Annotated in this window: 18 protein-coding genes and 1 riboswitch; of the genes, 10 read left to right on the top strand and 8 right to left on the bottom strand. The window is 60.4% G+C overall.

Annotated elements, in window-relative coordinates; genetic code table 11:
• Positions 1–65 precede the first annotated feature (65 nt).
• Positions 66–2,063, bottom strand: coding sequence for a transketolase (tkt, locus tag Q8X48_RS16935; protein ID WP_015097167.1), 1,998 nt, complete (start codon positions 2,061–2,063; stop codon positions 66–68).
• A 262-nt stretch (positions 2,064–2,325) separates the two neighbouring features.
• Between tkt and Q8X48_RS16930 the strand changes: the two genes are divergently transcribed.
• The 4 genes from Q8X48_RS16930 (at position 2,326) to Q8X48_RS16915 (ending at position 6,947) form a co-directional block, all read left to right on the top strand.
• Positions 2,326–3,321 carry an ArsR/SmtB family transcription factor gene (locus tag Q8X48_RS16930; protein WP_407799985.1) on the top strand — a complete coding sequence of 332 codons (996 nt, stop codon included), beginning with the start codon at positions 2,326–2,328 and terminating at the stop codon, positions 3,319–3,321.
• Positions 3,322–3,339: 18 nt separating this feature from the next.
• Positions 3,340–4,530, top strand: a complete 1,191-nt coding sequence (gene metK / locus Q8X48_RS16925) for a methionine adenosyltransferase (RefSeq protein WP_008050251.1) — start codon at positions 3,340–3,342, stop codon at positions 4,528–4,530.
• A gap of 245 nt (positions 4,531–4,775) precedes the next feature.
• Complete coding sequence (ligB, locus tag Q8X48_RS16920) at positions 4,776–6,455, top strand: NAD-dependent DNA ligase LigB (RefSeq protein WP_407799986.1); 1,680 nt, start codon at positions 4,776–4,778, stop codon at positions 6,453–6,455.
• Positions 6,456–6,551: 96 nt separating this feature from the next.
• On the top strand, positions 6,552–6,947 hold the full coding sequence (locus Q8X48_RS16915) for a DUF1090 domain-containing protein (RefSeq protein ID WP_102699240.1): 396 nt from the start codon (positions 6,552–6,554) through the stop codon (positions 6,945–6,947).
• A 129-nt stretch (positions 6,948–7,076) separates the two neighbouring features.
• Here the strand turns inward: Q8X48_RS16915 and Q8X48_RS16910 are convergent, their stop codons facing one another.
• Positions 7,077–7,526, bottom strand: a complete 450-nt coding sequence (locus tag Q8X48_RS16910) for a c-type cytochrome (protein ID WP_126048027.1) — start codon at positions 7,524–7,526, stop codon at positions 7,077–7,079.
• A 128-nt stretch (positions 7,527–7,654) separates the two neighbouring features.
• On the opposite strand from Q8X48_RS16910, the gene mltA reads away from it, so the two are divergent.
• On the top strand, positions 7,655–8,839 hold the full coding sequence (mltA, locus tag Q8X48_RS16905; RefSeq protein ID WP_407799987.1) for a murein transglycosylase A: 1,185 nt from the start codon (positions 7,655–7,657) through the stop codon (positions 8,837–8,839).
• A 142-nt stretch (positions 8,840–8,981) separates the two neighbouring features.
• Here the strand turns inward: mltA and Q8X48_RS16900 are convergent, their stop codons facing one another.
• Both Q8X48_RS16900 and Q8X48_RS16895 read right to left on the bottom strand, forming a co-directional pair.
• The gene (locus Q8X48_RS16900; RefSeq protein ID WP_007975455.1) at positions 8,982–9,365 is read right to left on the bottom strand and encodes an MAPEG family protein; all 384 of its coding nucleotides are present in this window, start codon (positions 9,363–9,365) and stop codon (positions 8,982–8,984) included.
• A 49-nt stretch (positions 9,366–9,414) separates the two neighbouring features.
• Positions 9,415–10,248, bottom strand: coding sequence for an EamA family transporter (locus tag Q8X48_RS16895; protein WP_095964172.1), 834 nt, complete (start codon positions 10,246–10,248; stop codon positions 9,415–9,417).
• Positions 10,249–10,567: 319 nt separating this feature from the next.
• Here Q8X48_RS16895 and Q8X48_RS16890 point away from each other — a divergent pair, with 319 nt between their 5' ends.
• Positions 10,568–11,737, top strand: coding sequence for an MFS transporter (locus Q8X48_RS16890; RefSeq protein WP_015097175.1), 1,170 nt, complete (start codon positions 10,568–10,570; stop codon positions 11,735–11,737).
• Positions 11,738–11,740: 3 nt separating this feature from the next.
• On the opposite strand, the gene Q8X48_RS16885 is transcribed toward Q8X48_RS16890, so the two are convergent.
• Positions 11,741–12,637, bottom strand: coding sequence for a formate/nitrite transporter family protein (locus Q8X48_RS16885; RefSeq protein WP_407799988.1), 897 nt, complete (start codon positions 12,635–12,637; stop codon positions 11,741–11,743).
• A gap of 176 nt (positions 12,638–12,813) precedes the next feature.
• On the bottom strand, positions 12,814–13,218 hold the full coding sequence (locus Q8X48_RS16880; RefSeq protein WP_007975451.1) for an acyl-CoA thioesterase: 405 nt from the start codon (positions 13,216–13,218) through the stop codon (positions 12,814–12,816).
• 198 nt (positions 13,219–13,416) lie between these two features.
• A riboswitch (S-adenosyl-L-homocysteine riboswitch) is annotated at positions 13,417–13,516 on the top strand.
• A 23-nt stretch (positions 13,517–13,539) separates the two neighbouring features.
• Between Q8X48_RS16880 and ahcY the strand changes: the two genes are divergently transcribed.
• The 4 genes from ahcY (at position 13,540) to Q8X48_RS16860 (ending at position 19,020) form a co-directional block, all read left to right on the top strand.
• The gene (gene ahcY, locus Q8X48_RS16875) at positions 13,540–14,949 is read left to right on the top strand and encodes an adenosylhomocysteinase (protein WP_007975450.1); all 1,410 of its coding nucleotides are present in this window, start codon (positions 13,540–13,542) and stop codon (positions 14,947–14,949) included.
• Between the two features lie 159 nt (positions 14,950–15,108).
• Positions 15,109–15,954, top strand: a complete 846-nt coding sequence (gene metF / locus Q8X48_RS16870; RefSeq protein WP_095964175.1) for a methylenetetrahydrofolate reductase [NAD(P)H] — start codon at positions 15,109–15,111, stop codon at positions 15,952–15,954.
• Positions 15,955–16,119: 165 nt separating this feature from the next.
• The gene (locus Q8X48_RS16865; RefSeq protein ID WP_126048033.1) at positions 16,120–16,935 is read left to right on the top strand and encodes a substrate-binding periplasmic protein; all 816 of its coding nucleotides are present in this window, start codon (positions 16,120–16,122) and stop codon (positions 16,933–16,935) included.
• A 222-nt stretch (positions 16,936–17,157) separates the two neighbouring features.
• Positions 17,158–19,020, top strand: coding sequence for a DEAD/DEAH box helicase (locus Q8X48_RS16860; RefSeq protein ID WP_407799989.1), 1,863 nt, complete (start codon positions 17,158–17,160; stop codon positions 19,018–19,020).
• 179 nt (positions 19,021–19,199) lie between these two features.
• Here Q8X48_RS16860 and Q8X48_RS16855 read toward each other — a convergent pair whose 3' ends face one another.
• Together Q8X48_RS16855 and Q8X48_RS16850 are read right to left on the bottom strand one after the other, a co-directional pair.
• Complete coding sequence (locus Q8X48_RS16855) at positions 19,200–19,787, bottom strand: YceI family protein (protein WP_015097179.1); 588 nt, start codon at positions 19,785–19,787, stop codon at positions 19,200–19,202.
• A 32-nt stretch (positions 19,788–19,819) separates the two neighbouring features.
• Positions 19,820–20,371, bottom strand: a complete 552-nt coding sequence (locus tag Q8X48_RS16850) for a cytochrome b (protein WP_407799990.1) — start codon at positions 20,369–20,371, stop codon at positions 19,820–19,822.
• Between the last annotated feature and the right edge of the window lie 716 nt (positions 20,372–21,087).

Genomic DNA, 21,087 nt, shown 5'->3' with positions numbered 1-21,087 from the left:
ACGACCATCGCGAGCAAGCTCGCTCCTACAGGGGATCACGGTGGCCAGGGCCACCGCGTCGTGTTTTAGTCTTCCAGCAACTCTTCAGCCTGACCCAGGATGTTTTCCAGGGTGAAGCCGAACTCTTCGAACAAGGCCGACGCAGGTGCCGACTCGCCGTAGGTGGTCATGCCGATCACGCGGCCTTCCAGGCCCACGTACTTGTACCAGTAGTCCGCGTGAGCGGCCTCGATGGCGATACGTGCGCTGACCTGCAACGGCAGGACCGATTGCTTGTAGCCGGCGTCCTGGGCATCGAACACGCTGGTGCACGGCATGGAAACCACGCGAACCTTGCGGCCCTGCTCGGTCAGTTTGTCGAAGGCCTGAACAGCCAGGCCGACTTCCGAACCGGTAGCGATCAGGATCAGCTCAGGCTCGCCCGCGCAGTCCTTCAACACGTAACCGCCACGCGCGATCTCTTCGATCTGAATCGCATTGCGGGTTTGGTGCTGCAGGTTCTGACGCGAGAAGATCAGGGCCGAAGGGCCGTCCTTGCGCTCCAGCGCATACTTCCAGCACACCGCCGATTCAACGGCGTCGGCTGGACGCCAGGTGTCGAGGTTCGGCGTGCAGCGCAGGCTGGCCAGTTGCTCGATTGGCTGGTGAGTCGGGCCGTCTTCGCCCAGACCGATGGAGTCGTGGGTGTAGACGTGGATCACGCGCTGCTTCATCAGGGCCGACATGCGCACTGCGTTGCGGGCGTACTCCATGAACATCAGGAAGGTCGCGCCGTAAGGAACCAGGCCGCCGTGCAGGGCAACACCGTTCATGATCGCGGTCATGCCGAACTCGCGCACGCCGTAGTACATGTAGTTGCCGCTGGCGTCTTCGGCGGTAACGCCCTTGCAACCTTTCCACAGGGTCAGGTTGGAACCGGCCAGGTCAGCCGAACCGCCGAGGAACTCGGGCAGCAGCGGGCCAAATGCGTTCAGTGCATTCTGGCTGGCTTTACGGCTGGCGATGGTTTCGCCCTTGGCAGCCACTTCGGCGATGTAGGCCGCGGCTTTTTCGCTGAAGTCAGCTGGCAGTTCACCGCTCAGGCGACGAATCAGTTCGTTGGCTTCAGTCGGGAAGGCAGCGGAGTAGGCAGCAAAACGCTGGTCCCACTCGGCTTCGACAGCTTTACCTGCTTCCTTGGCGTCCCACTCGGCGTAGATGTCGGCCGGGATTTCGAACGGGCCGTGGTTCCACTTCAGCGCCGCACGGGTCAGGGCGATTTCCGCGTCACCCAGCGGGGCGCCGTGGCAGTCTTCCTTGCCTTGCTTGTTCGGCGAACCGAAGCCGATGGTGGTCTTGCAGCAGATCAGGGTTGGCTGCGTGCTTTTGCGCGCAGTGTCGATCGCGGTCTTGATCTCTTCCGGATCGTGACCGTCAACGTTGCGGATCACTTGCCAGTTGTAGGATTCGAAACGCTTCGGCGTGTCGTCGGTGAACCAGCCTTCGACTTCGCCGTCGATGGAGATACCGTTGTCGTCGTAGAAGGCGATCAGCTTGCCCAGGCCCAGGGTACCCGCCAGGGAAGCGACTTCGTGGGAAATGCCTTCCATCATGCAGCCATCACCCAGGAACACATAGGTGTGGTGGTCGATGATGTTGTGGCCAGGACGGTTGAACTGCGCTGCCATGACTTTTTCAGCCAAGGCAAAACCCACGGCGTTGGCCAGGCCCTGGCCCAGTGGACCGGTGGTGGTTTCAACGCCCGGGGTGTAGCCGAGTTCCGGGTGGCCCGGGGTGCGGCTGTGCAGTTGACGGAACTGCTTGAGGTCATCGATAGACAGGTCGTAGCCGGTCAGGTGCAGCAGCGAGTAGATCAGCATCGAGCCATGGCCGTTGGACAGCACGAAGCGGTCACGGTCGGCGAACGATGGATTGCTCGGGTTGTGCTTGAGGTAGTCGCGCCAAAGTACCTCGGCGATATCCGCCATACCCATTGGGGCACCGGGATGGCCGCTGTTGGCTTTTTGCACGGCATCCATGCTGAGGGCACGAATGGCGTTGGCACGCTCACGACGGCTAGGCATCGCTGTTCTCCTGGGGGACTTGAATAAAACGAAACGGAAAAAAGGCGAGCATTTTCCCTCACCCGGACGCCTCGGGGCAATGACAGATAGTCATCTGAAGGCGTTTTTCCAATGGATAACGACGTATTCGCCTGATGAAACCTTTCCGCCATCGGTTTGTTGACTGAAGCTAACGTCAAGAAGTGCCATCTATCGAGCAATATCAAAACTTTTTGATATTGCTCTTGCGATGCCTTCGACCCGTGACTAGACTGCCGGCCTTATGAATTTACGCGTGCCCTCCATCCAACATGACGATTGCGATGAGCTGGCGGCCTTGTGCAAGGCTGGCGGCGATCCCCTGCGGTTGAATGTTTTGCGCGCACTGGCCAACGATTCGTTTGGCGTGCTGGAACTGGCGCAGATCTTCGGCATCGGCCAGTCAGGCATGAGCCACCACCTCAAGGTCCTGGCCCAGGCCGACCTGGTGGCAACGCGCCGCGAAGGCAATGCGATTTTTTACCGTCGCGCCCTGCCCCATACCGAACTGCTGGGCGGCAAATTGCACGCTGCCCTGCTCGAAGAAGTGGACAACCTGACGCTGCCAGCCGATGTGCAGGCGCGCATCGCCCAGGTCCACGGGCAACGGGCAGCCGCCAGCCAGGACTTTTTCTCACGGGTAGCGGAGAAGTTTCGCGCCCAGCAAGACTTGATCGCCGGCCTGCCGCAGTACCGCGAAAGCGTGGTGGCCCTGCTCGACAAGTTGAGCCTGGACAAAGACGCCACGGCCATTGAAGTCGGCCCCGGCGATGGCGCATTCCTGCCGGAACTGGCGCGCCGCTTCTCGCAGGTCACGGCGCTGGACAACAGCACCGCGATGCTCGAACTGGCGCGCCAGGTCTGCGAACGCGACAAGCTGACTAACGTTAGCCTGCAATTGGCCGATGCATTGAACGGCGTCAGCCTCAAGGCCGATTGCGTTGTACTGAACATGGTGCTGCATCATTTTGCCGCGCCGGCCGATGCGCTCAAGCACATGGCCAATTTGCTGCAACCAGGCGGTAGCCTGTTGGTGACAGAGTTATGCAGCCACAACCAGAGTTGGGCCAAGGAGGCCTGCGGTGATCTCTGGCTGGGGTTTGAACAGGACGATCTGGCCCGTTGGGCCACCGCTGCGGGACTCGTTCCCGGGGAAAGCCTCTATGTAGGCTTACGTAATGGTTTCCAGATCCAGGTCCGCCACTTTCAGCGACCGGCTGGCGACACTCACCATCGGTAATTTCAGGAAAACATCGAGATGAGCGAATACTCCCTTTTCACCTCCGAGTCCGTGTCTGAAGGGCATCCGGACAAAATCGCCGACCAGATTTCTGATGCGGTGCTGGACGCCATCATTGCTGAAGACAAGTTCGCCCGTGTGGCGTGCGAGACTCTGGTGAAAACGGGCGTGGCCATCATCGCCGGCGAAGTCACCACTTCGGCCTGGGTTGACCTGGAGCAGATCGTTCGTGACGTGATCACCAACATCGGCTACACCAGCTCCGACGTCGGCTTCGACGGCGCCACCTGCGGCGTGATGAACATCATCGGCAAGCAGTCCCCTGACATCAACCAGGGTGTCGACCGTGCCAAGCCTGAAGATCAGGGTGCCGGCGACCAGGGCCTGATGTTCGGCTACGCCAGCAACGAAACAGACGTGCTGATGCCTGCGCCTATCACCTTCTCGCACCAGCTGGTGCAGCGCCAGGCCGAAGCCCGCAAATCCGGCCTGCTGCCTTGGCTGCGTCCGGACGCCAAGTCGCAAGTGACCTGCCGCTACGAAAACGGCAAGGTTGTCGGTATCGACGCGGTCGTCCTGTCGACCCAGCACAACCCGGAAGTGTCGTACAACGACCTGCGCGAAGGCGTGATGGAGTTGATCGTCAAGCACGTGCTGCCTGCCGAACTGCTGAGCAAGGACACCCAGTTCCACATCAACCCGACCGGCCAGTTCATCATCGGCGGCCCGGTGGGTGACTGCGGCCTGACCGGTCGCAAGATCATCGTCGACAGCTACGGCGGCATGGCCCGTCACGGCGGTGGCGCGTTCTCCGGTAAAGATCCATCGAAGGTTGACCGTTCGGCGGCCTACGCCGGTCGTTACGTGGCCAAGAACATCGTTGCCGCCGGCCTGGCCGAGCGTTGCGAGATCCAGGTTTCCTACGCGATCGGTGTTGCCCAACCGACCTCGATCTCGTTGAACACCTTCGGCACCGGCAAGATCAGCGACGACAAGATCGTCAAACTGGTTCGCGAAGTGTTCGACCTGCGTCCATACGCGATCACCACCATGCTCGACCTGCTGCACCCGATGTATCAGGAAACCGCTGCGTACGGCCACTTCGGTCGCACCCCGGCAACCAAGACCGTTGGTGACGACACCTTCACCACGTTCACCTGGGAAAAAACCGACCGCGCCGACGCCCTGCGTTCTGCTGCCGGCCTGTAAGACGTCCCCGCAACACCCCAAGCCCCGCACGGTTCGCGCCCTGCGGGGCTTTTTATTGGCTTGCGCTAGAGACCGCCTTCGCGAGCAGGCTCGCTCCCACATGACTAACTCATAACCCTGTGGGAGCGAGCCTGCTCGCGAAGAGGCCAGCACAGCCACCAGAAATACCCGGCAAAACACCCCCTCGCTGCGCCAACTGATACTGACCTAGCCTTCACACACCTCACCGAGCAAGGACGCTCAAGATGCTTCCCGACCTGCGCCTGTTTTTCGCCGCCCTGCTGACCCTTGCCTGCCTGAATGCCAGCGCCACCGAGTGCCCGGACTGGCCATCCGAACGCGCTCTGAAGGAAGTCGGCACACTGCAACAGCAGATCGACTCATGGGACGACAGCTATCACCGCCAGGGACATTCACTGGTCGCCGATGAACTCTACGACCAGTCCCGCGCGCGACTCACCCAATGGCGCCACTGCTTCAACCTGAACCCGCCCGCAGACCCCTTGCGCACCGCGCGCGGCGCGCTGCCCCACCCCATCGCCCACACCGGCCTGGGCAAATTGCATGATCGGCCCGCCGTCGAAAAATGGCTGCGTGACCGGGTGGACGTCTGGGCCCAGCCTAAAATCGACGGGGTGGCGGTGACCCTGGTTTACCGTAATGGTCAGTTGGCCCAGGCCATCAGCCGCGGCGACGGCGAGAGCGGTCAGGACTGGACGGCTCCGGCACGACAGATTCCGGCCATCCCGCAGCAGCTATCCCGGCCTCGGGATTTGCTCGTGCAAGGCGAACTGTATTGGCGCCTGACCGATCATGTGCAGGCCCGGGCCGGCAGCCTCAACGCTCGCGCCACAGTGGCGGGTTTGATGGCGCGCAAAGTATTGAGCACCGAACAGGCCGCCGGCATCGACCTGTTTGTCTGGGACTGGCCCCAAGGGCCGACAGGCACTCTCGCCCGGGCAGAAGCACTGACGGCGCTGGGCTTCCCGGATACCACAGCCTACAGCCAGCCAATCACCTCCGTCTTCGATGCCGAACGCTGGCGCGAATACTGGTATCGCGCCTCCCTGCCCTTTGCCAGCGACGGCATCGTCCTGCGCCAGAACCAGCGCCCGGCCGCCGGACGCTGGCAAGCCCGGCCACCCTACTGGGCCATCGCCTGGAAATATCCCTTCGCCCAGGCACTGGCCGAAGTCCGCCAGGTTCATTTCAAAATCGGCCGGACCGGGCGGATCACTCCGGTACTTGAACTGACCCCGGTGATGCTCGATGACCGGCAGATCAACCGCGTCAGCGTCGGCTCGTTGCAACGCTGGCGGGCGCTGGACATACGTCCGGGTGATCAGGTCGCCATCAGCCTGGCCGGGCTGACCATTCCCAGGCTCGATAGCGTCGTGTTGCGCAGCAGCGAGCGCGCCGAATTGAATGTGCCGAAGGCAGCGGACTTTCATTCATTGAGTTGCTGGCAGCCAACTCCGGGTTGTGAGGGCCAATTTCTCGCACGCCTGACCTGGCTCAGCGGCAAACAGGGTCTGGCGCTACCCTATGTCGGTCCGGGCACTTGGGAAAAACTTCTTGCAACAGGTCGCCTGAACGGTCTGCTGGATTGGTTAACCCTTGATGCCCAAGAGCTTGCTACCATTGACGGTTTCGGCGAACGCGGTGCGGCTCGCCTTGCAGACAGCTTCGACCGGGCCCGGCAACGCCCGTTCGCGCACTGGCTGAAAGCCCTGGGATTGCCGCCGACAGGTCCGGTGCCTCTCGGCGATTCATGGCAGACGCTGGCGCAGCGAGACATCGAGCAATGGCAGGCCGAGGCCGGTATCGGGCCGGGACGCGCGGCGCAACTGAACGCTTTTTTCCGCAATCCGCAGGTCCTGGCCTTGAGTGAAACGTTACGTGAAACGGGGATTGACGGCTTTTAGCTGCCGACCCTGTGCCCACCGGGAACCCCTGGGGACCGCTGGGCTCCAACAAGCCATTGCCACACCGGCCCGCTTGCCTTCTTACATGGAGCTTTTATGAAATTTCTTTCACCGCTCGCCCTCCTGGCCCTGTGCAGCATGCTGGCAACCCCGTTGATGGCGGACGAGGAAGCGCCGGGGCTGTCCGGTTGCGCAGCCAAGAAGCAAGGTATCGTCAACCAGATCGAATTGGCCAAGGTCCACGGCAACGCCGACCAGCAGGCCGGCCTGGAAAAGGCCCTGAGCGAAGTCGAAGCCAACTGCACCGACGCCTCGCTGAAGAAGGAGCGGGAAAACAAGGTGCTCGACGCCAGGCACGAAGTCAGCAAGCGTCAGGCAGACCTCGACAAGGCCATGAGCAAAGGCGACCCCGACAAGATCAACACGCGCAAAGACAAACTCGCCGATGCCCGCAAGGAATTGCAGGACGCTTTGGATGAGCTGGATAAGTAAGTACAGATAAGGAACAAAGATTTCGGTGTTGCCAAAGCAGTCTTCGCGAGCAGGCTCGCTCCCACAGGGTTATGAGACCACCTGTGGGAGCGGGCTTGCTCGCGAAGGCGTCAAACCGAACAACGCAAATCAATGATCCCGAAACGCCTTATGACACGCACTGCAAGCATCTTCGACTTTCTGCACCGCCGGCCCCAGGTTGCTGGCCTTGTAGGGTTGAATCTGACTGGCGATCACCAATTCACCGGTGGCGGATTCAAGATCGCGGGCCATGCCCTGAAAGCGTGCCTGCTGCTCCCAGACATCGCTCTTGGCGCTGGTGTGATCCTCCTCGCGCGCCTGCGGAAAATGCTGCCACGGCTCACGGGACAACCCATCGAGCTTCACCGCGCCCTCAGCGAATTTCGGGCCATCGAACGGAATACGCCCGCGCAACATGCCGCCCAGGTCTTCGCCGGTCTTGAGCATCTGCTTGAAAATGGCCTTGCGCTGACCGAGCGGCGAGTTGGGGTCAACACCGCCACAAGCGGACAATGTCAGGCAGGCCAGCAATACAACAGAAAGTCTATTAAGAGTCATGGTGGCTTCAGGTCACGGGAAACGGCGGCCAGTATCCTCGCGTCATCGGCAAAGACCAATAGCCCTATTATCAATAAGGGTTGCTTGAGCGCATGGAGCGATCAGGCAACCGGCAAAGGAATCACTCCATGAACAGCCGTTTCAAGGCATGGCGTCACAGCCTGGCCTGGACCCTGCCAATGATGGCCCTGCTCGCAGGCTGCACCGGTGGCGACAAGCAACAACCGAAAACCCATGCCCTGGCCACTTACTCCAGCGCTACATGGGAAGCGCTGCCGGCGGTGTCCGACACCGACCTGGTCGCCGGTTTCGGCTCCTGGCGCAGCGCCTGCACCCGACTCAAGGCCGACCCGGTCTGGGGTGGCACCTGCGCGGCGGCGGCCAACGTGCCGCAAACCGCCAGCGACATTCGCGGTTTTCTCAAACAGAATCTCGATGTGTATGGCCTGCGCGCCGCCAACGACAACCCCAACGGCTTGATCACCGGCTACTACGAGCCGGTCTATCCGGGCAGCCTGACCCAGACCGGCACGGCCAATGTCCCGGTCTATGGCGTCCCAGAAGACATGATCATTGTCGCCCTCGACAGTATTTACCCGGAACTCAAGGGCAAACGCCTGCGCGGTCGACTTGAAGGTCGCGTGCTCAAGCCGTACGACGATGCGGCCACCATCGAGAGCAAAGGAGTCAAGGCACCGGTCGTGGCCTGGCTGACCGATCCGATGAACCTGCAATTCCTGCAAATCCAGGGCTCGGGTCGTATCCAGCTCGATAACGGCCGCCAGTTGCGCATCGCCTATGCCGACCAGAACGGCCACCCGTATCGACCGATCGGCCGCTGGCTGGTGGAACAGGGCGAGTTGAAAAAAGAAGACGTGACCATGGGCGCCATCAGCACCTGGGCCAAGGCCAATCCGTCGCGGATTCCCGAACTGCTCGGCAGCAACCCCAGCTATGTGTTCTTCACCCGTAACCCGGACAGCAACGAAGGTCCGCGCGGTTCGTTGAACGTACCCTTGACCGCCGGCTACAGCGCAGCCGTGGATCGCAAGGTGATTCCACTGGGTAGCCTGCTGTGGCTGTCCACCACCAAGCCGGACGGCACAGCCCTGGTTCGCCCCGTAGCAGCACAGGACACCGGCGGCGCGATTGCCGGTGAAGTCCGGGCGGATCTGTTCTGGGGCACCGGCGATGCGGCCGGGCAACTGGCCGGGGACATGAAACAGCAGGGGCAGATCTGGATGCTCTGGCCCAAAGGTGCGGCGTTACCGCAAGTGCCGCAGGTGGCGGATGCGGTTAAAACCAATCCTTGAGTCTCGCATCGCCTGACAGACAGCTTTCGCGAGCAAGCCCGCTCCCACACCGGATCACTGTCGAACACAGAATCTGTGTCCACTGAGGATCAAATGTGGGAGCGGGCTTGCTCGCGAAGAGGCCCTGATTAGCGCCTGAGACTCAGACGGACACCACAAAGAAACTCACGATCAACGCCATCCCCACGAACCACATCAATGACCGCAGCGCCGCCAAGTCCGCCAGATAGAAAATGATGAAAAGCAGACGGCTGGTGATGAACAACACCGACAACACATTGATGGTCACCAATTCGGCGTTGCCCGCCAGGTGCGCCACGATCACCGCGGCTGCAAACGCCGGCGTCACTTCAAAACTGTTCAGCTGCGCCGCATTTGCCCGCTTGCCCAAGCCCTCCAGGGAATCGAGAAACCCTCGTGGATCATGATTGTCTTTCAGTCGGAACCCGCCACTGATCTTCGCGACACCCGTGCACAGATACGGCAGGAAGATCGCAATCAAAATGCACCACAGAGCAACCGTCATTACGCAGTCCCTTCTTCAAGTTGTAGAAAATCGAATCCATCAACGGCGATCAAAACTTCATCACCAGTATGCCGATCAGCACCAGCCCACAGGCTAAGAGGCGTGGCCCGCCAAAAGGTTCTTTGAGGTAACGCATGCCAAACAGCACCACCAGAATGACGCTGATCTCGCGCAGCGCCGCCGCTTCTGCAATCGAGCCCAATTGCATCGCCCACAGCACCAGAGCGTAGCTGAACAACACGCAAAACCCGACCGCCAGGCCCAGGCGCCACTGCTCGCGCCAGAACAGCATGAACGCGGGGCGCTTGCGCACCAATGCCAACAATGGAAACGGCCAGGCACTGAGCAAGGTGACCCAGACCAGGTAATCCAGTGGATGGGACCAGCGCCGCAAGGCCTGACCGTCGATGTAGGTGTAGCAACCGATGCACAGGCCGATCAACGCCACCACCGGAAGCATCGACCACGGCAAACGCGCACCGCCACCACCCTGCCAGAGCAGGCACAGCATGCCGACCGGGATCAGCAGGATTCCGAAAATCTGCTGATGGGTCAGCACCTCCCCGGCAAAAATCAGCGTCAGCGCCAGCACCACCAACGGTGACAGGCCGCGCATCAGCGGATAAACCAGCCCGAGGTCGCCGACCCGATAGGCCTGGATCAGCAAGTAGCGGTAGAGCAACTCGAACGCCGCCGAGGCCAGGATCCACGGCCAGATCTCCAGCGGCGGCATGCTCAGGAACGGCACCATCAGCGCGACAAAGAGCAGCGCCACGCTGTCCATGCAGGCCACCACCAACAGCCGCTCCGCACTGAACTTGATCAGGGTATTCCACGCCGCGTGCAACAGCGCCGCCACCAACACCAACGCCGTCGCAAGCACGGCTCACTCCTTTTGTTGTCTACACGATCCCTGTAGGAGCGAGCTTGCTCGCGATGGACGTTAACGATAACGCGTGCTGTCTGGATAAACGCGTCGACTTGACGTCTTTCGCGAGCAAGCTCGCTCCTACAGAGAATCCGGGTAGAGAATTGATTCGCCATATGTCAGCAGCTGTTTATACTGCAAACGACCACGCCGCACTCAGTTGCGCATAGACCAATTCCAATAAAAATCCTGCCCCGCCCGCTCTCGTCGAGAACGGTCGTCGGCCTGCGTATGCCTGATCACAGCGTCAAGACTACCGACAGAGACCTTGCGCATGCCACTCGCTTTGCTTGCCCTCGCTGTTGCCGCCTTCGGCATCGGCACCACCGAATTCGTCATCATGGGCCTGTTGCCCGACGTCGCCCGCGATCTCGGCGTCAGCATTCCCGATGCCGGATTGCTGATCACCGGTTACGCCCTGGGTGTGGTGTTCGGTGCGCCGATCCTCGCCGTCGGCACCGCCAACATGCCGCGCAAAGCCACCCTGCTGGGCATGACGCTGATGTTCATCCTCGGCAATATGCTCTGCGCGCTGGCACCGAATTACGCCACGCTGATGGCCGCGCGGGTGATCACGGCACTCTGCCACGGCGCATTTTTCGGCATCGGTTCGGTGGTGGCTGCCGGGCTGGTGGCACCCAACAAACGGGCCCAGGCGATTGCCATGATGTTCACCGGCCTGACCCTGGCCAACGTGCTCGGCGTGCCATTGGGTACCGCGCTCGGGCAATACGCGGGTTGGCGCTCGACGTTCTGGGCGGTGTCGGTGATCGGTGTGCTGGCCGCGATTGCGCAATGGGTCTGGCTGCCGAAAAACATCGCGATGGATAAAGCCAACCTGGCCAGCGAGTTCAAGGTGCTGGGCAAGGCCAACGTGCTGCTGGCCCTGGGCATGAGCGTACTGGCCTCGACCAGCCTGTTCAGTGTGTTCACTTACATCGCGCCGATCCTGCAGGACATCACTGGCGTCAGCCCCCACGGCGTCACCATCATGTTGCTGCTGTTCGGCGTTGGCTTGACCGCCGGCAGCATGCTCGGCGGTCGTCTGGCGGACAGCCGCTTGCTGCCATCGCTGGTGGGCATGGCATTGGCAGTGCTGGTGGTGCTGGCGGCATTCACACAAACCAGCCAATCGGTGATCCCGGCGGCAATCACACTGGTGCTGTGGGGGACGTTCGCCTTCGCGCTGTGCCCGATCCTGCAACTGCTGATCATCGATCAGGCCCATGAAGCACCGAACCTCGGCTCAACGCTGAACCAGAGTGCCTTCAACCTCGGCAACGCCGCCGGCGCATGGATTGGCGGCCTGGTAGTGGCCAGCGGCGCGGACCTGGCGGACTTGCCGTGGACCGGCGCACTGGTCAGCGGCTTGACCGTGCTGACCGCACTGTTCTTCATCTATCGCCAGCGTCGCGGTGCGGCTGCGCTGAATGTAGCGGGCTGAGCATCACCTTGATGGTTTTTTGATCTTCTGCGGATCAGCAGCTTCGCTCTGATCCGCTGATGCTTTCGGCGGCCCGCTTTCGCTGCGAATCTGCGCATGACTGATCAGCGCGAAAATAAAGCTGCCACCTATGATGTTCCCCACCAGCGTCGGCCCGGCGAACACCAGCCAGAAGTCCTTCCACGGCAACTCCCCGGCAAACACCAGATACGAAACCTCCAACGAGCCGACGACGATGTGGGTGAAGTCTCCCAGCGCCATGAGGTAGGTGATGAGGATGATGATCCACATCTTGGCGCTCTCCATGGACGGAATCATCCAGACCATGGTCGCGATCATCCAGCCGGAAACGATGCCCTTGGCGAACATCTGGCTGGCGTGGTTTTCCATGACCTTGCGACCGATATCGAGGAAGGCGACGTCGGTCTTGCTGTCGAAAATCGGCAGCTCCAGCATCACGTACGCCACCAGCAAGGTGCCGCTGAGGTTACCGATCAGCACCACCGTCCACAGCCGCAGCAGACGGCCGAAGTTGGCCAGGGTCGGCTTCGTCATCACCGGCAGCACGGCGGTCAGGGTGTTTTCGGTGAACAGTTGCTGACGCGCGAGGATCACCGCGAGGAAACCGGCGCAATAACCGAAACTGGCGATCACCTTGAATCCCTCGCCGTCCGGCAGGCGCGAATTGAGCAGGCCCATGCCCATCAGCGACAGGCCCATGGTCAACCCCGCCGCCAGCGCCGACCACCACAAAGCGGCAATGCTGCGCTCCAGCTCCTGATCGCCCTGGGTGCGGATGATCTCGTGCAACACGGCGGCACGGGGCGGCTGGCTCTTTTCGACATCGTGCTCTTCTTGCGCCGAAAGATTCGGGGTCTTGCCGTCTTGTGCCGAGTTCATGATGTGCGCAACCAGTGGCGGGCTATTTAGCTACGACACGCGGGGTTCACGGCTGTTCAGTGCCCAGACAAATCTTCAGCGAATGCAGAACCGCTTTCGCGAGCAAGCCCGCTCCCACATTGGAATGCGTTTCAAATGTGGGAGCGGGCTTGCTCGCGAAGAAAACGACGCCGATCTTACTGAACGGCGTCATCGTCCTGGAACTGGTCTTTGACGTACTTGATCTCGGTCCGGCCGTGGGGCGCCGGCAAGCCGTCTTCACCGAGGTTGACGAAGACCATTTTCTCGACCGTGAGGATGCTCTTGCGGGTGATCTTGTTGCGCACTTCGCAGGTCAGGGTGATCGAAGTACGGCCGAACTCGGTGGCGGTGATGCCCAGCTCGATGATGTCGCCCTGGCGCGAGGCGCTGACGAAGTTGATTTCGGAAATGTACTTGGTCACCACACGCTGGTTGCCCAACTGGACGATGGCGTAGATCGCCGCCTCTTCGTCGATCCAGCGCAACAGACTGCCGCCGAACAACGTGCCGTTAGGGTTGAGGTCTTCGGGTTTTACCCATTTGCGGGTGTGGAAATTCATGTTCACTCCTGAACGTCTTGCCGAATGATGCTGACCATCATGGCAGAGCCCGACCCAGAGCTCTATTGAGCATCGACTATGGTCTCGATTACCGTTCGGACATTGACCGACAGAAACGCTTTGGAAGATCAGCATAGCCCGCTATAATCGCCACCGTTTCAAAACGGTCATCATCACTTGATACCGTTTTCCCGCCACCTGTCCGAGGGGCGCTGCAGCAGGTTCGACCTGTCAGGCTCGGATGGGGCGTTGCCTGGCCTTAAGCCAGACACTAAACGCACAACGGCGCCCATTCGCATACATTACGAATGGAGGCTCTTCATGAGCGCTGTTATCACGCCTGCAGATTTTACCGATTACAAAGTCGCCGACATGTCCCTGGCTGCCTGGGGCCGTCGCGAAACCATCATCGCCGAATCCGAAATGCCAGCCCTGATGGGTCTGCGTCGCAAGTACTCCGAAGAGCAACCGCTCAAGGGCGCGAAGATCCTCGGCTGCATCCACATGACCATTCAGACTGCCGTGCTGATCGAAACCCTGGTTGCCCTGGGTGCCGAAGTGCGCTGGTCGTCCTGCAACATTTTCTCGACTCAGGATCAGGCCGCCGCTTCCATCGCCGCTGCCGGCATCCCGGTTTTCGCCTGGAAAGGTGAAACCGAACAAGAGTACGAGTGGTGCCTGGAGCAAACCATCCTCAAGGATGGCCAGCCATGGGACGCCAACATGATCCTCGACGACGGCGGCGACCTGACCGAGCTGCTGCACAAGAAGTACCCACAGGTTCTGGATCGCGTCCACGGCGTGACCGAAGAAACCACCACCGGCGTTCACCGCCTGCTGGACATGCTGGCCAAGGGCGAGCTGAAAATCCCGGCCATCAACGTCAACGACTCGGTGACCAAGAGCAAGAACGACAACAAGTACGGCTGCCGTCACAGCCTGAACGATGCCATCAAACGCGGCACCGACCACCTGCTGTCCGGCAAGCAAGCGCTGGTCATCGGCTACGGTGACGTGGGCAAGGGTTCCGCTCAGTCCCTGCGTCAGGAAGGCATGATCGTCAAGGTTTCCGAAGTTGACCCGATCTGCGCCATGCAAGCCTGCATGGACGGTTTCGAAGTGGTTTCGCCGTTCATCGACGGTATCAACAACGGTACCGAAGCCAGCATCGACAAGGCACTGCTGGGCAAGATCGACCTGATCGTGACCACCACCGGCAACGTCAATGTTTGCGATTCGAACATGCTCAAGGCCCTGAAGAAGCGCGCTGTTGTCTGCAACATCGGCCACTTCGACAACGAAATCGACACCGCTTTCATGCGCAAGAACTGGGCATGGGAAGAAGTGAAGCCACAGGTTCACAAGATCCACCGTACCGGCGCTGGCGATTTCGACCCGCAGAACGACGACTACCTGATCCTGCTGGCCGAAGGCCGCCTGGTTAACCTGGGCAACGCCACCGGCCACCCGAGCCGCATCATGGACGGTTCGTTCGCCAACCAGGTTCTGGCGCAGATCTTCCTGTTCGGCCAGAAGTACGCCGACCTGTCGCCAGCCCAGAAAGCCGAGCGCCTGACCGTTGAAGTACTGCCGAAGAAACTCGACGAAGAAGTAGCCCTGGAAATGGTCCGTGGCTTCGGCGGCGTTGTGACTCAACTGACCAAGACCCAGGCCGACTACATCGGCGTGACCGTCGAAGGTCCGTTCAAGCCGCACGCTTACCGCTACTGATACGCCCTGCCGCTCCCTTGTAGGAGCGAGCTTGCTCGCGATGGACGTCAACGATAACGCGTGCTGTCTGGATAAACGCGTTGCCTTTACGTTTTTCGCGAGCAAGCTCGCTCCTACAGGGAGCCTGCGTCCGGCTTACGTGTTTCCAAGGATATGACCATGTCCCAAGATCGTCGCTACAGCTTCGAATTCTTCCCTACGAAGACCGATGCTGGGCAAGAAAAGCTGCTCGCCACTGCTCGCCAGCTGGCCACCTACAACCCCGATTTCTTCTCCTGCACCTACGGCGCTGGCGGTTCGACCCGTGATCGCACGCTGAACACTGTGTTGCAGCTGGAAAGCGAAGTCAAAATCCCTGCCGCTCCGCACCTGTCCTGCGTCGGCGACAGCAAGGACGACCTGCGCGGCCTGCTGGCCCAGTACAAGGCCGCCGGCATCAAGCGCATCGTTGCCCTGCGCGGTGACCTGCCTTCGGGCATGGGCATGGCCAGCGGTGAAATGCGCCACGCCAATGACCTGGTTGAGTTCATTCGTGAAGAAACCGGTGATCATTTCCACATCGAAGTTGCCGCTTACCCGGAAATGCATCCGCAAGCGCGCAACTTCGAAGACGATGTCGCCAACTTCGTGCGCAAGGCCAATGCCGGCGCCGACAGCGCGATCACCCAGTACTTCTTCAACGCCGACTGCTACTTCTACTTCGTGGAACGCGTGCGGGCATTGGGCGTGGACATCCCGATCGTGCCGGGCATCATGCCGATCACCAACTACAGCAAGCTGGCGCGCTTCTCCGATGCCTGCGGTGCGGAAATCCCGCGCTGGATCCGCAAGCAACTGGAAGCCTACGGCGACGACACCCAGAGCATTCAGCGCTTTGGCGAACAAGTCATCACCGAGATGTGCGAACAACTGCTGCAAGGTGGCGCTCCAGGGCTGCACTTCTACACGCTGAACCAGGCTGAAGCGAGCCTGGCGGTGTGGAACAACCTGAAGTTGCCGCGTTAAGCAAAGCAAGATCAAAAGATCGCAGCCTGCGGCAGCTCCTACAGGAGCTGCCGCAGGCTGCGATCTTTTGCTTCAACGCCCTATAAATGTGCAGCAATCCACGGAGTTAGAGCATCTGCGGTCAGTTTCTGGCTCTTTCCGGTTTCTCGTCGTAATCTCAAGCCCATGCCTTTGATCACGCAGTTAATCGCCGTGCTTGTCTTCACTTGCCTGAGCTTCGCCGCCCGGGGCGAGAAGTTGCGCATTGTCACCGAGCCGTGGGCGCCTTATGTGTACGAGGACAACGGCAAATCACTGGGGCTGGACTACGAAACCACCGCCATTGTCTTCAAGCGCCTGGGCATCGAAGTGGAGTGGCAGTTCCTGCCATGGAAACGCTGCCTGTCGATGCTTGAATCAGGCCAGGCCGACGGCGCGCTGGACATCTTTCACAGCGATGAGCGTGATGCGACCCTTCTCTACCCCAGCGAACCACTGTCTGAAGTGCAGTTCGTGTTGTTCTACGCCAATGAGCGGCCCCATCCGTTTCGCACCCTTGATGACTTGCGCGGCCTGACCATCGGCACCTCGCCGGGTTACCTGTACAGCAAGGACTTCAGCGACTCCACGTTGTTCACTCGCGAGCCGGCGCCCACCCACGAAGCCAACTTCGGCAAACTCCTGCGCGGACGGATTGACCTGTTGATTACCGACCGCCGGGTCGGCCAGCATTTGCTCGATGAACTGGGCATCCGCGACAAGATCACCGAAAACCCGACGATCATCAGCCAGCAGAGCCAGTTTCTCGCGGTGCGGCGCAATGCGGGCATGGATCTGCTGGTGCAACGTTTCGGCGCCGAACTCAAGCGCTTCAAGCGCGAACCCGCCTACGCCGAACTGAGTGCCCGCTATGGCGCGGAACCGGCCGTGAACATGAAGACTGAAAAGGCTACGGCCGCCACGGAAAAAACCGTTGAGCAGCAGGAAAGCGGCGCGCAGTGATTGCTCTGTTATACTCCGGCCTTCCCGCCAGGCTCACGCCCGGACGCCCGGAATCGTTAAAGGCATCTCAACCCCGCTACTGCGCAGCTTTCAGCCCGCGCGAGCGCTTGCAGACGAGCCTTCGAGACCCAGCAGGACCGGACGGGATTGCGTCCTCTTAAACGCAATTCGCGCCAGGCAAGACTCCCATTGGGCCAAGCCCTAACTAAAACAGGATTACTCATGTCCTTTGCTTCCCTCGGTCTCTCCGAGGCTTTAGTCCGCGCCATCGAGGCAGCGGGCTATACCGAGCCTACTCCGGTGCAACAGCGGGCCATTCCCGCCGTGTTGCAAGGTCGCGACCTGATGGTCGCGGCACAGACAGGTACTGGTAAAACCGGTGGTTTCGCCCTTCCGATCCTGGAGCGGTTGTTCCCCAACGGTCACCCGGACAAATCCCAGCGTCACGGCCCGCGCCAACCGCGCGTGCTGGTCCTGACCCCGACTCGCGAACTCGCCGCGCAAGTGCATGAAAGCTTCAAGGTCTATGCCCGTGACCTGAAGTTCGTCAGCGCCTGCATCTTCGGTGGTGTCGGCATGAACCCGCAGGTTCAGGCCATGTCCCGTGGCGTAGACGTACTGGTGGCCTGCCCTGGCCGCCTGCTCGACCTGGCCGGCCAAGGCAGCGTCGATCTGTCCCACGTGGAAATCCTCGTGCTGGACGAGGCCGACCGCATGCTCGACATGGGTTTCGTCCATGACGTGAAAAAGGTCCTGGCCCGCCTGCCGGCCAAACGCCAGAACCTGCTGTTCTCGGCGACCTTCTCCAAGGACATCACCGACCTCGCCGGCAAGCTGCTGCACAACCCGGAACGCATCGAAGTCACGCCGCCGAACACCACGGTCGAGCGTATCGAACAGCGCGTATTCCGTCTGCCGGCCAGCCACAAGCGTGCCTTGCTGGCGCACCTGATCACCGCTGGCGCCTGGGAACAGGTGCTGGTGTTCACCCGCACCAAGCACGGCGCCAACCGCCTGGCCGAGTACCTGGACAAGCACGGCCTGAGCGCCGTCGCGATCCACGGCAACAAGAGCCAGAACGCCCGCACCAAAGCCCTTGCCGACTTCAAGGCCGGCACCGTGCGCATCCTGGTGGCCACCGACATCGCCGCCCGCGGCCTGGACATCGACCAGTTGCCACACGTGGTCAACTTCGAATTGCCGAATGTCGATGAAGACTACGTGCACCGTATCGGCCGTACCGGCCGTGCCGGCCGTTCGGGCGAGGCGATTTCGCTGGTCGCCCCGGACGAAGAAAAACTGCTCAAAAGCATCGAACGCATGACCAAACAGAAAATCGCCGACGGCGACCTGATGGGCTTCGATGCAAGCACCATCGAGGCGGAAAAGCCTGAAGTGCGCGAGCGTCCGGACATGCGTAACCCGCGCAATCCGCGTGGCCCGCGCGGCGACGGCCCGAACGGCAGCGGTGGCGGCGGCGGGCGCAAGGACAAAGGCAAGGACAAGGGCAAGGAAAAACCGGCCGGCGAACGCGGCGAGCGCCCTGCCCGTCAGCAGAAGCCACGTGAAGGCACTCCGGCCCGCGAACAGCGTCCGAGCCAACCGCCACGTGCCGCCGCTGACCGTGCCCCGGACGAGTTCCTGGACGACGATATCGATAACTTCGGTAACCGCGTCGACTACGTACCGCAGCAGAAACCCGCGCAAGGTCGTGGTCGTCGTCCGGGTGCTCCGGCACAGGGCACCGCCGCAGGCACTCCACGCTCCGGCAAGCCACAAGGTCGCCAGAATGGTCCGCGCAACAGCGATGGCCCCAGCACCGGTACCCCGCCGGCCAAGCGTAACGGTCCTCGCAGTGGCGCACCGCGCGATGGCCAGGCCCGCCGCGAAGACTCACGCAATCGCCGTCCGGCCCGTGACGACCAGCCTCGTGCGGAACCGGCTGTGCAGAACCCGCGTGGCCCGGCACCGAAGATCATGCACAAGGAATCGAAAGCCGACCGCTTCCCGACACCTGAGCAGCTGGATCAACTGCCAAGCCGTCCTCGTGGTGAGAAACCAGCGCTGCTGACCCGCAATCGCTGATTTGTCGCTGCAATAAAAAATGCCCCGATTTGTGAGAACCGGGGCATTTTTTATGACTGATGTAAAACCCTGTAGGAGCGAGCTTGCTCGCGATGGTCGTCAACGATAACGCTGGAAGCCTGATGCTCCGCGGCGCTCTCACGTCTATCGCGAGCAGGCTCGCTCCTACAGACTCAGCATCACTTCGCTTTGACACCTTCGAACGTCACGTACATCTCAACCGCGTCGGACGATGGGCCCAGGTCTTTCTGCTTGCCGAAATCGGAACGCTTGAGGCTGAAAGTACCCTCAAAGCCTGCACGGTAGCCGCCCCATGGATCCTTGCCTTCGCCCAGGAACGTGGCCTTGACCACGATTGGCTTGGTCACGCCGAGGATCGTCAGGTCGCCAGCCACGTCAGCAGTGTCCTTGCCAGCGGCATTTTTGCCGGTAGGTTTGACGCTGGTGGAAACAAAAGTGGCTTTGCTGGCGTTCAGGAAGTCTTTGCTGGCGATGTGCTTGTCACGCTCGGCGTTGTTGGTGAACACGCTGGCGGTGTTCACGTTGAACTCGATCTTGCTGTCTTCAGGCTTGGCAGCGTCGAAGCTGAACTTGCCGTCGATGTCCTTGAAAGTACCGGTGATGAAGCTGTAGCCCAGGTGGCTGATCTTGAAGTCAACGAAGGCGTGCTGGCCTTCCTTGTCGACCACGTAATCAGCGGCCATTACGTTACCGGCGGACAACAGGGCCGAACCGATTGCCAGAGCGGCCAGAGTCTTTTTCAACATGCTTTGTTTTCCTTGGGAGTCGAGGTTGAACTTCAGGCTTTGCGACCCAGCATTCGCTTGAGGGTCACATCACGGTCGATAAAGTGGTGCTTCAATGCTGCCAACGCATGGAGGCCGGAAAAAATTACCAGCACCCACGCCAGATAGAGGTGAATCACCCCAGCGGTATCTGCCTGGTCCGGTAATCCGGAGACCAGAGCAGGCACTTCAAACAAGCCAAACACCGGGATACCGACGCCTTCTGCGGTGGAAATCAGGTAACCGGCAATCAACACAGCAAACAGACTGAGGTACAGAAAGCCATGACCGAACCTGGCGCCCAGGCGCGTCATGCGGCTGTAGCTGCCCAGGGTTGGCGGCGGCGGGCTGATGAAGCGCCACAGTACCCGCAGCAGCATCACACCCAGCACCACCAGGCCGATGCTCTTGTGCAGGTCCGGCGCGTCTTTGCGCCAGGTGCTGTAGTAGTCGAGCCCGACCATCCACAACCCAAGCGCGAACAAACCGAATACGGCCAGTGCCACGCCCCAGTGCATGAAGATGCTGACCCAGCCGTAGCGGGAAGTAGAGTTACGTAGCTGCATTGCCTGGATCCCTGTAAGTGCCGACTCAAGAGTATCGAGTTATCTATCGAATTAAAGCGGAAAAATTTGCTTTGAAATATCGAAAAATACGATCAACAGTCTGAAGCCTGCGAGTTAAGGAAAGATTAAAGTCGAAATTGTGAGGAAAAGTGAATACAAACCAGAGAACACCTGTATCAAAAGATTTATTCGATTCTGGTCCCGGCTTTTCTCCAGGCGAAAAAAAGCGCGGCCCTTGAGCCGAATGCTGATCGGTAAAGGACTGTGTGGGAGCGAGCCTGCTCGCGATGGGCTCAAGAACACCGCGGGGTACCCAGTGGGTCTGCATCATCGTTTACGACCATCGCGAGCAAGCTCGCGCCTACAATGAGCGACGGCACAACCTTCACCGATCCAGAGCCCTTGATGGCGCCCGTTGCCTTTCTGTTTCACGCGAACCTGTAATGTAGGTTTTAGAAAAGATATAAATATGTATAGCCACTTTCGATTTTTTACCTGATTGAATGAGAGCTCAACAACTCATTAATCAAGGAAAAAATATGGCTATTACTTACACACCCTTTCAAGCAAGCGGCTTGCCTTTGCTGCCTCCCAATCAAAGGATGTCGCCGGGGCAGTACCTTATGTCCGCGACATGGACGCTTTAAATTGATATTACAGGCTGATGGTAATCTGATCATTAAAGATGGCGAAGCTGTAATCTGGGTTGCAGATAG

Origin of the sequence: Pseudomonas sp. QLc11A, assembly GCF_052112305.1 — a bacterium.
GTDB lineage: Bacteria > Pseudomonadota > Gammaproteobacteria > Pseudomonadales > Pseudomonadaceae > Aquipseudomonas > Aquipseudomonas laurylsulfatiphila.
Note: the sequence above shows the minus strand (reverse complement) of the source record. Positions and strands in the feature narration are given on the sequence as shown.